The 13308-nt window shown below is 41.9% G+C and carries 12 protein-coding genes and 2 tRNA genes; all 14 read right to left on the bottom strand.

What is annotated here, in order from left to right; genetic code table 11:
• Positions 1–255 precede the first annotated feature (255 nt).
• Positions 256–525, bottom strand: a complete 270-nt coding sequence (gene rpsO, locus C2869_RS11875) for a 30S ribosomal protein S15 (RefSeq protein ID WP_108603135.1) — start codon at positions 523–525, stop codon at positions 256–258.
• Positions 526–629: 104 nt separating this feature from the next.
• Entirely contained in the window at positions 630–1526 is an 897-nt protein-coding gene (gene truB / locus C2869_RS11870; RefSeq protein WP_108603134.1) for a tRNA pseudouridine(55) synthase TruB, read from the bottom strand.
• Positions 1526–1951, bottom strand: a complete 426-nt coding sequence (gene rbfA, locus C2869_RS11865) for a 30S ribosome-binding factor RbfA (RefSeq protein WP_108603133.1) — start codon at positions 1949–1951, stop codon at positions 1526–1528. The genes truB and rbfA overlap by 1 nt, the downstream gene beginning before the upstream one ends.
• 73 nt (positions 1952–2024) lie before the next feature.
• Positions 2025–4700, bottom strand: a complete 2676-nt coding sequence (infB, locus tag C2869_RS11860; protein ID WP_108603132.1) for a translation initiation factor IF-2 — start codon at positions 4698–4700, stop codon at positions 2025–2027.
• Positions 4701–4730: 30 nt separating this feature from the next.
• Complete coding sequence (gene nusA, locus C2869_RS11855) at positions 4731–6236, bottom strand: transcription termination factor NusA (protein ID WP_108603131.1); 1506 nt, start codon at positions 6234–6236, stop codon at positions 4731–4733.
• A gap of 25 nt (positions 6237–6261) precedes the next feature.
• Positions 6262–6717 (bottom strand): ribosome maturation factor RimP, encoded by a 456-nt coding sequence (rimP, locus tag C2869_RS11850; protein ID WP_108603130.1) that lies wholly within the window; start codon positions 6715–6717, stop codon positions 6262–6264.
• Positions 6718–6798: 81 nt separating this feature from the next.
• A tRNA-Met gene (locus tag C2869_RS11845) sits at positions 6799–6875 on the bottom strand.
• A 122-nt stretch (positions 6876–6997) separates the two neighbouring features.
• A tRNA-Leu gene (locus C2869_RS11840) sits at positions 6998–7083 on the bottom strand.
• A gap of 7 nt (positions 7084–7090) precedes the next feature.
• On the bottom strand, positions 7091–7435 hold the full coding sequence (secG, locus tag C2869_RS11835; RefSeq protein ID WP_108603129.1) for a preprotein translocase subunit SecG: 345 nt from the start codon (positions 7433–7435) through the stop codon (positions 7091–7093).
• Between the two features lie 24 nt (positions 7436–7459).
• Positions 7460–8224 (bottom strand): triose-phosphate isomerase, encoded by a 765-nt coding sequence (gene tpiA, locus C2869_RS11830; RefSeq protein WP_108603128.1) that lies wholly within the window; start codon positions 8222–8224, stop codon positions 7460–7462.
• Between the two features lie 68 nt (positions 8225–8292).
• Positions 8293–9636, bottom strand: coding sequence for a phosphoglucosamine mutase (gene glmM / locus C2869_RS11825; protein WP_108605044.1), 1344 nt, complete (start codon positions 9634–9636; stop codon positions 8293–8295).
• 18 nt (positions 9637–9654) lie between these two features.
• Positions 9655–10482, bottom strand: coding sequence for a dihydropteroate synthase (gene folP, locus C2869_RS11820; protein WP_108603127.1), 828 nt, complete (start codon positions 10480–10482; stop codon positions 9655–9657).
• 83 nt (positions 10483–10565) lie between these two features.
• Positions 10566–12497 (bottom strand): ATP-dependent zinc metalloprotease FtsH, encoded by a 1932-nt coding sequence (gene ftsH / locus C2869_RS11815; protein WP_108603126.1) that lies wholly within the window; start codon positions 12495–12497, stop codon positions 10566–10568.
• A gap of 98 nt (positions 12498–12595) precedes the next feature.
• Positions 12596–13225, bottom strand: a complete 630-nt coding sequence (gene rlmE / locus C2869_RS11810; RefSeq protein ID WP_108603125.1) for a 23S rRNA (uridine(2552)-2'-O)-methyltransferase RlmE — start codon at positions 13223–13225, stop codon at positions 12596–12598.
• Positions 13226–13308 lie beyond the last annotated feature (83 nt).

Below are 13308 nucleotides of genomic sequence, written 5' to 3'. Positions count from 1 at the left end.
CTAGATGAAAGTACTCTTAAAAAAAGTACTTTCAACTAGCTACTGAGATCAAGTATTTAGCACGGGTGAATTTGCTTTCAAGTTACCTAAATAAAGTGTGGCTAGTATACGAAAAGATTTTAGAACCACAATTAATGCGGGCAAAAAACTAGGTAATTTAATGACAACTGCTTAAAAATAGCGCATCAAAATGAGCTAGCCTAACCCATATAACAAAAAAGAGCCTTGCGGCTCTTTTTTGTTTAAACGTAAAACTTAACGACGTAAGCCTAAACGTTTAATTAAATCTTGATAACGATCAGCATTTTTACGCTTTAAGTAATCAAGTAAACCACGACGTTGGTTAACCATACGGATCAAACCACGACGTGAGTGGTGATCTTTTTTATGATCAGCGAAGTGACCTTGTAGCTTGTTAATGTTGTGAGTTAACAAAGCAACTTGAACTTCTGGTGAACCTGTATCACCTTCTTTTGTCGCGTACTCAGCAACGATTGTTGCTTTTTCTTGTGCACTTAGTGACATATTTGACTCCAAATATTTAAATTAACGATTAGCCGATCACTAATTCAGCCAATCAAGAGGACGCGTATTGTAATGCAATCAAGCCCAAGCGCAAGTGAAAGTTGTTAATTTGTCGAAAGCAAACGTTTAGGCTGAATTAAACCATTGTCTTTGACTTCAACCAAGCCTAAAAATTGTGCCTGACAATAAATTCGGTGCAAGCCTAGTTGAGTACCGCTCGGGCTATAAAATCGTTGCCCTTGCCGCAAACGTTCAGCATGTTCACTATCAATGTCTATCGACGGTAAAGCCTGTACTGCAATATCCATTGGCAACAGCAATTTGTCTAATTCGTCCATGCTAATTGCCTGCATTTGCTCGAAAGTCAGCATCTGTGCAACGGGAAAATCACCAACTTTAATACGACGCAGTTGAGTGACATGTGCACCGCAGCCCAACTTCTCACCCATATCATCTATCAAAGTGCGAATATAAGTGCCTTTGCTGCAAATAACACGCATTCTCACAACAGGTAAAGCAACCTCCAACACTTCGATAGTATAAAAGTGAATAGTTCGCGTTGGCCGCGGCACATCTATGCCTTGTCTAGCATAATAATATAGCGGTTTCCCTTGATACTTCAGTGCTGAGTAGATAGATGGCGTTTGCTGCTGTTCACCAATAAAACTGTGAGCGGCATCAATCACTTCCTGTGCTTCTACATTAACCTCACGTTGCTCGACAATTTCACCATCGGCATCGCTTGTATCTGTGCGTACACCAAGTAATGCAGTGACTTCGTAGCCTTTATCAGCGTCTAACAAAAACTGACTGAACTTGGTCGCTTCACCAAAACAGATAGGTAACATGCCAGTCGCTAAAGGATCGAGTGCTCCAGTATGCCCAGCTTTTTTAGCTTGAAATAAATAACGCACTTGCTGCATAACATTGTTTGAGCTCGCGCCTTGAGCTTTATCCAACAAGATAACGCCGTTTAAATCTCTGAAGGTTTTCTTAGCCACTATTGATTGTTGCCTTGCTCGTCGTCTTCATCTACATCCGATGTCGTACCATGTTGGTTAGCGAGCGCCTTATCTTTAGCCAATGCTTGATCCACTAAATTCGACATGCGTATACCATCAATTAAACTGGTATCTAAATGAAAGTGAATTTCAGGTACGCTGCGCATACGCATCACTTTAGCTAATAAGCTGCGAACGTAAGGCTCACTTTCCTTAAGCGCAGCTACCACCTCTTTTTGTTTGTCAGCATCTTGCTCAAATGAACTAACAAATACTTTTGCATGGCCTAAGTCACGCGAGACTTCCACATCAGCTACTGTGATCATACCTAAACGTGGGTCTTTAATTTCTCTTTGGAGGATCAACGCAACTTCTTTTAAAATTTGCTGCGCCACTCGATCAGGTCGGGAAAAATTTCTTTTCATTACAATAATCTTTTATAACAAAAAAGGGCTATACAGCCCTTTTTTAAAATCGAACTGAAAAGTTAGAAGGCGATTAAAGCTCTCGCTTCACTTCTACTATTTCAAATACTTCAATCATATCGCCAACGCGCACGTCATTGTAGTTCTTAACACCGATACCACATTCCATGCCATTACGTACTTCACTCACATCGTCTTTGAAACGACGTAGTGATTCTAATTCACCTTCGTAAATCACCACGTTTTCACGTAATACACGAATTGGATTACTACGCTTAACGTTACCTTCAACCACCATACAACCGGCGATAGCACCCAATTTAGGCGACTTGAACACGTCTCTAACTTCAGCAAGACCCATAATTTCTTGTTTGAATTCAGGGGCTAGCTTACCAGACATAGCCTGCTTAACTTCATCAATCAAGTCGTAGATAACACTATAGTAACGTAACTCAACTGATTCAGTATCAACCACTTTACGCGCTGATGCATCGGCACGAACATTAAAGCCAAGAATAATAGCATTTGAAGCCGCGGCTAAAGTAGCATCCGTTTCGGTAATACCACCAACACCACTACCAATGATTTTAACTTTAACTTCATCAGTAGATAGCTTCATTAATGATTCAGCAATTGCTTCAAGTGAACCTTGAACATCCGCTTTAAGTACAACAGAGACTTCTTGAACCTCACCTTCAGCCATGTTAGCAAACATATTTTCTAGTTTAGCTTTTTGCTGACGGGCGATCTTAATATCACGTTGTTTAGCTTGACGATGACTTGCTACTTCACGTGCTTTACGCTCATCGACCACCACAGTAGCTTCATCACCTGCTGCAGGTACGCCAGATAAACCTAGAATTTCAACCGGAATTGATGGACCCGCTTGTTCAATAGGTTGGCCATTTTCATCACGCATCGCACGAACACGACCATACTCAATACCACATAATACGATATCGCCTTGGTTCAATGTGCCTTGCTGTACAAGAATACTCGCGACAGGACCGCGCCCTTTATCAAGACGAGATTCAATGACAACACCAGAAGCCATACCGGTATGAACCGCTTTAAGATCTAACATTTCAGCTTGTAACAAGATAGCTTCTAATAGCTCGTCGATACCTTCGCCAGATTTAGCAGATACATGAACAAACTGCACATCACCGCCCCAATCTTCCGGAATAACGTCTAATGCGCTTAATTCATTCTTAACGCGATCGGGATCAGCTTCTTCTTTATCTATCTTGTTAACTGCAACAACTAAAGGCACTTCAGCTGCTTTAGCGTGTTGCACAGCTTCTTTAGTTTGTGGCATTACACCATCGTCAGCTGCAACCACTAGAACAACAATGTCTGTCGCTTTAGCACCACGAGAACGCATTGAGGTAAATGCCGCGTGACCTGGGGTATCTAAGAAAGATATCATGCCGCCTTCAGTTTCGACGTGATAAGCACCAATGTGCTGAGTAATACCACCCGCTTCACCTGACGCCACTTTAGCTTGACGAATATAATCTAGTAGTGAAGTTTTACCATGGTCAACATGACCCATAATAGTAACAACCGGTGCACGGTTCTCTTCTTCAGCGTCATGGTCACGCTCAATTAGTACTGACTCTTCAAGCGCATTTTCATTAACGATAACGACTTTATGACCCATTTCTTCAACAACTAAGGTTGCCGTGTCTTGGTCAAGCACTTGGTTAATCGTAGCCATAGTGCCCATTTTCATTAACGCTTTAACAACTTCAGCACCTTTAACCGCCATTTTCTGTGCAAGCTCTGCCACTGTAATGGCTTCACCTATCTTAACTTCATGCACAGCATTCGCTACTGGTTTTTGGAAACCATGTTGCATACTCTTAGGTGCTTGCATACGCTTATTGCGCTTGTTACCGCGAGGAGATTGCTTCTGCTCGTCTGAATCGTCTTTTTTCTTCTTACGCTTACGACGTGAGCTACGCTCTTCTTTTTCATCCGCTTCGTCTTCTGCAGCTTGCGCATATTTAGAAGAGTGAAGGTGAACATCAGCAGCTTCTTGCTTTTTACGCTCTTCTTCTTCTTTAGCCCAACGAGCGGCATTTTCTTCCGCTAATCGACGCGCTTCTTCAGCTTGTTTTTCAGCTTCTTGTTCAGTTTTACGCTTAGCTTCTTCTTCTTGAGCTCGCTTAATTTCAGCCGCTTCTTGCGCCGCTTTTTCAGCTTCTGCACGCTCTTCATCTGTCATAGAGGCTTGAGCTTCTTTAGCAGCCTGTTCCTTAGCAACCTGCGCAGCTTTCTTAGCTTTTTCTTCAGCTTCTTTACGCTCTTTTTCTTCTTGAGCTTTCTTAGCTGCTTCTTCTGCTTTACGCTTGGCTTCTTCTTCGGCTTGCGCTTTTGCTTCAGCTTCTAAACGCGCTTGTTCTTCAGCTTCTTTTCTTAAACGCTCTTCTTCTTGTTGCTCTTCAATGGCGCTGCGCTTAACGTAAGTGCGCTTTTTACGTACTTCAACCTGCACTGATTTTTGACCATGTGCCCCTGAAACACTTAGCGTACTTTTGGTTTTACGCTTTAAAGTCATTTTACTAGGTGCGGCTGTAGCGCTCCCATGAGCTTTAGCAAGGTGATCTAGCAAAGTTTGCTTTTCTTCCTCACTAACCATACTGCTAGTATCTTTTTTGATACCTGCTTCTGAAAATTGACTGAGTAACTTAGTTACATCAGTCCCTATATCAGCGGCTAATTTTTCTATCGAAACATCTGACATTCAGTTTACCTCCGAGTGTCCGTTTAATTCTTACTCTTCGTCACCAAACCAGCAAATGTTACGGGCTTGCATAATCAAGTCACCAGCAGCTTGCTCATCAACTTCAAGCTCAGCAATTTCAACTAAATCATCAACGCCTTGCTCAGCCAAGTCTTCTAAAGTACAAATACCTTTACTGGCTAAAACAAACGCTCTATGACGCTCTAAACCTTCAAGGTTTAATAGGTCTTCAGCTGGTTCTGATTTTTCTAACGATTCTTCATTCGCTAAAGCTTGTGTAGTTAATGCCGCTTTAGCACGATTTCGTAACTCTTCAACCAAGTCTTCATCGAAACCATCAATTTCTAACAACTCATTTACCGGAACGTAAGCAATCTCTTCAAGTGAAGAGAAACCTTCTTCAACAAGCACTAGAGAAAAGTCCTCGTCGATGTCTAAACGTTCCATAAATAAATCTACAACTTTTTTCGATTCTTCCTGATGCTTAGCATTCATGTCATCAACCGTCATGACGTTTAACTCCCAACCGGTAAGTTGGCTTGCTAAACGAACATTTTGACCGGCGCGACCAATGGCTTGCGCTAAGTTATCTGCCTCTACGGCAATGTCCATAGTGTTAGAGTCTTCATCAACAATAATTGATGCAACCTCTGCAGGCGACATAGCATTGATCACGTACTGTGCAGGATTGTCATCAAACAATACGATATCGATACGCTCTCCATCTAACTCACCTGATACAGCTTGCACTCGAGAGCCACGCATACCAACACAAGCACCTACAGGATCTAAACGCTTGTCATTGGTTTTAACCGATATTTTCGCTCTTGAACCTGGATCGCGCGCGGCTGATTTAATTTCCAACATTTCCTCGCCAATTTCAGGCACTTCAATGCGGAATAATTCAATTAACATTTCAGGACGGGTACGCGACATAAATAATTGTGCGCCACGCGCTTCAGCTTTGATGTCGTATAATAGACCTCGAACACGATCACCTGGGCGGAATGTTTCGCGTGGTAATAGCTCTTCACGATGGATAACGGCTTCAGCATTATTACCAAGATCTAAGATTACACTTTCGCGATTAACCTTTTTAACAACACCGGTTAAAAGCTCATTTAAGCGATCTTTATATTCTTCTACAATTTGCGCACGTTCAGCTTCACGTACCTTTTGAACAATAACCTGCTTAGCGGTTTGCGTCGTAATACGGTCAAAGGCAATAGATTCAATTTCTTCTTCAACATGGTCTCCTAATTGAATTTCAGGATCTTCATATTGAGCCACTTCTAATCCAGTTTCTGAATATGGGTTCTCTAAACCTGTATCAGAATCTTCGACAACTAACCAACGGCGGAAAGTGCGAAAATCACCTGTTTTACGATCTATGCTGACACGAACGTCGATATCGCCTTCGTATTTTTTCTTAGTAGCGGTAGCAATAGCATATTCTAGTGCTTCAAAAATTTTCTCACGAGGAACAGCTTTTTCATTCGAAACCGCTTCTGCGACTAATAATATTTCTTTATTCATGTTAAGCCTGCTTACCTAGTATCCATTAAAATTGCGGTATAATTTGAGCTTTATCGATGTTTTTATAAGGTATTGAATACTCATGTTGGTCGACTTCAACAACCACACAATCCCCCTCAAGACCTAGAAAAATTCCGGTGAACTTACGACGGCCATCAACAGGTAATCGTGTCTTAACTGTCATCTTATGCCCTTGATATTGTGGATATTGTTCTAATTTAAATAAAACTCTATCCATTCCAGGGGACGACACTTCCAACAAATAATTACTACTGATTGGATCTTCAACATCCAAAATAGCACTGAGTTGTCGACTCACTTCCGCACAGTCATCAACTGTTACGCCGTTCTCACCATCTACATACACACGTAAAGTGGAATGCTGACCAGCACGAACGAATTCTATTCCCCACAGTTCAAAGCCTGTTGCAGCCACTGCTGGGGCAATCATTTCTTCTAAAGATGAATCCAATTTAGCCATGTATTAAAATTTTCTTAAACGCCACAAACAAAAAGCCCCAATCAACTGACCGGGGCTTCGTTTCATATAAAACCGGTAATGTGGTTGCGGGGGCCGGATTTGAACCGACGACCTTCGGGTTATGAGCCCGACGAGCTACCAGGCTGCTCCACCCCGCGTCAATGGGCGTGCATTATAAAGACCTTGCCTAGTAATTTCAATCCAGTCACCCTAATTTGCTGGATTAAATTTTTATGCGCCAATAAAAAAGCCGAAGCTTCGAGCTTCGGCTTTAAATATTTGGTGCCGTGGGCGGGACTTGAACCCGCACGAGCATAGCTCACCACCCCCTCAAGATGGCGTGTCTACCAATTCCACCACCACGGCAAATATTTTATTCTGGAACGTCAGACTCTTTGTTAGTCGTCTCTGGCACATCTTCAACTAACGCTTCTACTTGCTCAGTGGCGTTAGCTTCTAAATCAGCCCACTCATCAGTTTGTTTAGTTTGTTTGCTCGATAAGTTACCTAACACCAAGCTCAAAACAAAAAATATCGTAGCCAAAATAGCTGTTGAGCGAGTTAGGAAATTACCAGAACCCGACGAGCCAAACATAGTTTGCGATGAACCCGCGCCAAATGACGAGCCCATGTCAGCCCCTTTACCGTGCTGGATTAAAATTAAACCAACTAAGGCAATCGCTACAATTAAAAAACAAACAAGCAGAATTTCGTACATCTTAAGTTTTGTCCAAATGCTTATCTAGGCTTTAGCAGCCTGACAAATTTCTACAAAATCGTGAGGCTTCAAAGAAGCTCCACCAATTAAACCACCATCAATATCTGGTTGGCTAAACAATTCTTTGGCATTTTCCGGTTTAACACTTCCACCGTATAAAATGCGTATATTCTCCGAGCATTCTTGCCTCATGGCCGCAACCATACCTCGGATAAATTTATGTGCTTCTTGAGCGATCTCTGGCGACGCTGCATTGCCAGTACCAATGGCCCATACAGGCTCATAAGCTAAGATAGCGTTATCAAAACAGTCTTTTCCTGCTAAATTAATAACGGCTTCTATTTGCGAAGTTAAACGAGAAAAAGCTTTACCTTTTTTTCGTTCCTCTTCTGTCTCACCCACACATAAAACGGGAACCAAGCCATTTTTTTTAGCTTGGATAAATTTTTTAGCAACAAGTTTAGACGACTCGCCATACTTATGGCGGCGTTCTGAATGCCCACAGTAAACCCAGTTACAACCAACATCTTTAAAAAGCTGAGCTGATAGTTCGCCTGTATAAGCACCATTATCTAACTGACTCATATTTTGCGCCGCTAGAATAACGTCTTTACACAAACTGTCCCGTTGTGTTTGTGTAAAATCAAGTAATGTCGCCGGAGGACTCAGCACAATATCAATATTTGTTGAGGCTCCCGAATCAGCAACTGCTTTTAAAAAGTCAGTGACTAATTGTTTGTTGCCATTCATTTTCCAATTCGCAGCAACAACAGGCTTTCTTATGCCCATAAAATCATAGCTCCTAATCTTGAGCGGGCGAGATTCTAACGGGCATTGTTAATAGTTACAAGCCTTAATCAGGAATTTATACATTCCTTAACCACTTCGGCTATTTTTTCAGCAGATTGTTGTACTAAGTCTTTATCTTTACCTTCAACCATAACGCGCACTAAAGGCTCTGTTCCCGACTTACGCAATAATACGCGGCCAGTATCACCTAGTTCTTGTTCAGCTTGCGCCTTGGCTTGTAAAACAGGCTCAGCTTCTAACGGCGACGCTTGTCCAGCTTGATATCGAACATTAATTAGTACTTGTGGATAAAGCTCCATGCCAGAACACAAATCAAACAACGACATACTAGAGCGAACCATGGCTTTCAACACTTGTAGTCCAGCAATAATGCCATCACCCGTTGTGGTTTGCTTTAAATCCAAAACATGCCCTGAATTTTCAGCACCGATAGACCAGCCTTTTTCTTGTAACAATGCTAATACATAACGATCACCCACTTTAGAGCGAGCGAAAGGTATACCAAGGTTTTTCAGCGCGACTTCAAGACCAAGATTACTCATTAAGGTACCAACAGCACCACCTTGCAGATCACCTTGTTTAAGGGCGTCTCGAGCTAATATAAACATGATTTGATCGCCATCCACCTTGTTGCCTTTATGGTCAACCATCATCACGCGATCACCGTCACCATCTAAAGCAAAACCAAGGTCGGCACCCACCTCAATTACTTTTTCTTGCAGTGCGGCTAATGATGTCGCACCACATTTTTCATTAATATTAATGCCATCAGGCGTAGCACCGATAGCAATGACATTAGCGCCTAACTCTTCTAAAACTTTTGGTGCTATGTGATAGGTTGCTCCGTGAGCACAATCAACAACAATTTTCAGTGATCTTAATGAATATTCACTCGGGAAACGACTTTTACAAAATTCAATGTAGCGCCCTGCTGCATCTTCTATACGTACAGCCTTGCCAAGACAATTAGATTCAGCAACAGTCATAGGTTTATCAATTTCTGCTTCAATGGCCAACTCAATATCATCATCTAGCTTCATACCATCAGCAGAAAAGAATTTAATGCCATTGTCATAGAAAGGATTGTGAGAAGCACTAATAACAATGCCAGCATCAGCTCGAAACGCGCGTGTTAAATAAGCAATCGCAGGCGTTGGCATGGGCCCTAATAGACAAACATTGATACCGGCAGCAGATAAGCCAGCCTCCAAAGCTGATTCAAGCATATAGCCAGAAATCCGTGTATCTTTACCTATTAAGACTTTTTTATTACCGTGCCGCGAAAGCACTTGACCAGCCGCCCAGCCCAATCTTAATGCGAATTCAGGTGTAATGTTCCCTTCACCTACTTTGCCACGGATACCATCGGTACCGAAATATTTTCTTTCCATTTTAGTCATCTCTAAAAATCAGTTTTTATTTATTTGTGTATGGTGCCAAACGGCTAATACATCGCGCGTTGCTTCTACATCGTGGACACGGATAATTTTAGCGCCTTTTTGCGCACAAATTAATGCCCCAGCAGCGCTGCCATAAATACGTTTTTCAACATCTTGACCGGTTGCTTCCCCTATCATGCGCTTACGCGAAAGGCCAGCAAGAATAGGGTAACCCAGTTCAGTTAAGCTATTCAGTTGGTTAAGTAATTTAAAGTTATCCTGCGCTGTTTTACCAAAGCCAAAACCAGGGTCTATTAGTATCTGCTGACGATCAATACCGGCCTCAATACAGACCTGCGCTCGCTCAGCAAGATACTGAGTAACATCGTTAACGACCAGACTGTATTGCGGATTGTCTTGCATGTTTTGCGGTTGCCCCTGCATATGCATTAAACACACTGGCTTTTGACACTTTACTGCGGTTTCTAAAGCATTAGGCTCTGTTAAAGCCCTCACGTCATTGATTAAATCCGCACCCACGTCAACACTTTGCTGCATAACATCAGGTTTCGATGTATCGACAGATACCCAAACATCAAATTCTCGCTTAATTGCTTGTATAACCGGAACAACACGCTGACGCTCTTCTTCAATAGAAACAATACAGGCTCCTGGTCGGGTCGATTCTCCGCCTACGTCGATTATGTCAGCGCCTTCATTAAGCATTTTTTCTACTTGAATCAGAGCTTTATCAATACGCGTAAACTGACCGCCATCACTAAATGAATCCGGCGTCACGTTTAAAATTCCCATAATCAAAGGAATTTGAGATTGTTGAATTTGTGTTATTAATGACATGCAGAAAATTTACGGAAGAATCTATTTAATAAAAAAGCTCACTACTAAGGCAGCGAGCTTTAAAATTGGATAATTAAAAAGAATTAATGAATGATGTCTTGATCAGGTTCGCTATCCGATGATGTTGCCTTGTCGCTAGTACTAGAGCTGTTGTCATCTTTTTTGCTACCCGAGTTATTTTGATTGCTCCAATCTTGCGGCTCTCCCACTGGGCGACGCGCCATTAAATCATCAATCTGCTTAGCATCAATCGTTTCATATTTCATTAATGCATCTTTCATTGCATGCAAGATATCCATGTTATCACGCAATAGTTGCTCTGCTCTGTCGTAATTACGATCAACAATTTTACGAACTTCTTCATCAATCGCTTTAGCTGTATCGTCTGACATGCTCTTAGCTTTTGCAGAGCTGCGCCCTAAGAAAACTTCACCTTCTTCTTCAGCATATAACAAAGGCCCTAATTTTTCTGTCAGACCCCACTGAGTAACCATTTTACGCGCAATATCAGTTGCACGCTCAATATCATTGGAAGCCCCTGTAGACACTTTTTCATCACCATAAATAATGTCTTCGGCAATTCGCCCACCATATAGGCTAGAAAGCATACTTTCTAAGTGTTGTTTACTATGGCTAAATCTATCTTGCTCCGGTAAATACATGGTGACACCAAGTGCTCGACCACGAGGTATAATACTGACTTTATAAACAGGATCGTGATCAGGTACTAAACGGCCGACAATCGCATGGCCCGCTTCGTGATAAGCAGTCATCTCTTTCTCGTCTTCGCTCATCACCATAGATTTACGTTCAGCACCCATTAGGATTTTGTCTTTAGCTTTTTCAAACTCTTCCATGCAAACTAAACGTTTATTGCTACGGGCAGCAAATAACGCTGCTTCATTAACTAAATTGGCTAAATCTGCACCAGAAAAACCTGGGGTACCACGTGCTATCACCCCCGCTTCAACGTCATCACCAAGCGGTACTTTTCGCATATGAACTTTAAGAATTTGCTCACGCCCACGCACATCGGGTAAACCGACAGTAACTTGACGATCAAAACGACCAGGACGTAATAATGCAGGATCTAATACATCTGGGCGGTTAGTGGCGGCAATAACTATAATACCTTCATTACCTTCAAAACCATCCATTTCAACTAGCATTTGGTTTAGTGTTTGTTCTCGTTCATCATGACCACCACCTAAACCAGCACCACGCTGACGACCAACGGCATCGATTTCATCGATAAAAATAATACAAGGTGCTGATTTTTTCGCTTGCTCGAACATATCACGTACACGCGATGCACCCACGCCAACGAACATTTCAACGAAATCTGAACCCGATATAGTAAAAAATGGGACTTTTGCTTCGCCAGCAATCGCTTTAGCTAATAAGGTTTTACCCGTACCAGGAGGACCAACCATCAAAACACCTGTCGGGATCTTACCGCCTAACTTTTGGAATTTAGTTGGGTCACGTAAGTAGTCGACCAATTCAGCGACTTCTTCTTTCGCTTCGTCACAACCGGCCACGTCGGTGAAAGTGGTTTTGATTTGGTCTTCGCTCATTAAACGAGCCTTGCTTTTACCAAATGACATGGCGCCTTTACCGCCACCACCTTGCATTTGACGCATGAAAAATATCCATACACCGATTAGCAATAACATTGGGAACCATGAAATGAAAATCGAAGTTAGAATGCTAGGCTCTTCCGGTCGTACCCCTTCAACCTTAACATTCTTGTCAATCATTTCATCGAGAATACGCTCATCACGCAATGGCATTACCGTTTCAAATTCTTCGCCATTGCGTTTTGTGCCTTTAATGATCCCTGTATGAGGATTAACTTGAGCGTCACGTACCGAACCTTGATTAACTGCCTTTACAAAACTGGTGTAATCAAGTGCTTTTGCACTGCCGCCTCCAGGTGTAAAACTCTTAAAAACCGTCATTAACACGACAGCGATTACGACCCAAAGGATCAGATTTTTTGTCATATCACTCAAGATACTAACCTCTTAAACTAAATAACAAACCCCAAGTTTGCTATTCAAATCATAAATTTGATAAATGTTTATTTAACCGAGTATAACGCTTATTTTTGTTAATGTTTATAACCAGTTGCAACAATATAGACTTCTCGTGATCGCGCGCGTGAAGAATCCGGTTTTCGAGTCTTTACAACCTTAAACGCATCGCGTACATCTTTTACGAATTGTTCGTACCCTTCTCCTTGAAAAACCTTAACAATAAAACATCCATTTTTTTTCAGAACCTGATGACACATATCCAATGCTAATTCAACTAAATACATCGCTCTTGGTTGGTCAGCACCTAAGTTACCGCTCATATTGGGAGCCATATCGGACATCACAATATCCACGTTTTTGCCACTTATTCGGTCCAATAAGGCATTTAACACGGCTTCTTCTCTAAAATCACCCTGCAAAAAATCTACACCGGCAATCGGGTCCATTTCTAAAATATCGCAAGCGATCACGTTACCGTCATCACCAACCACATCAGCGGCATATTGCGACCAGCCTCCAGGAGCAGCGCCCAAGTCAACTATTGTCATACCCGGTTTGAGTAATTTGTCTTTATTTTGAATTTCTTCAATTTTAAATACGGCACGCGAACGTAAGCCGAGCTTTTGTGCCTTTTGAACATAATGATCATCAAAATGTTCTTGCAGCCACCGCTTACTACTAGCGGTATGTTTTTTCTGTGACATATTAAATACAACTATCGTAACGCTAAAAACAATTACGACTTAATTAGTAATAAACCATAGATAGCGTTAAAATACAGAAATTC

Origin of the sequence: Saccharobesus litoralis, assembly GCF_003063625.1 — a bacterium.
GTDB classification, from domain to species: Bacteria; Pseudomonadota; Gammaproteobacteria; order Enterobacterales; family Alteromonadaceae; genus Saccharobesus; species Saccharobesus litoralis.
Note: the sequence above shows the minus strand (reverse complement) of the source record. Positions and strands in the feature narration are given on the sequence as shown.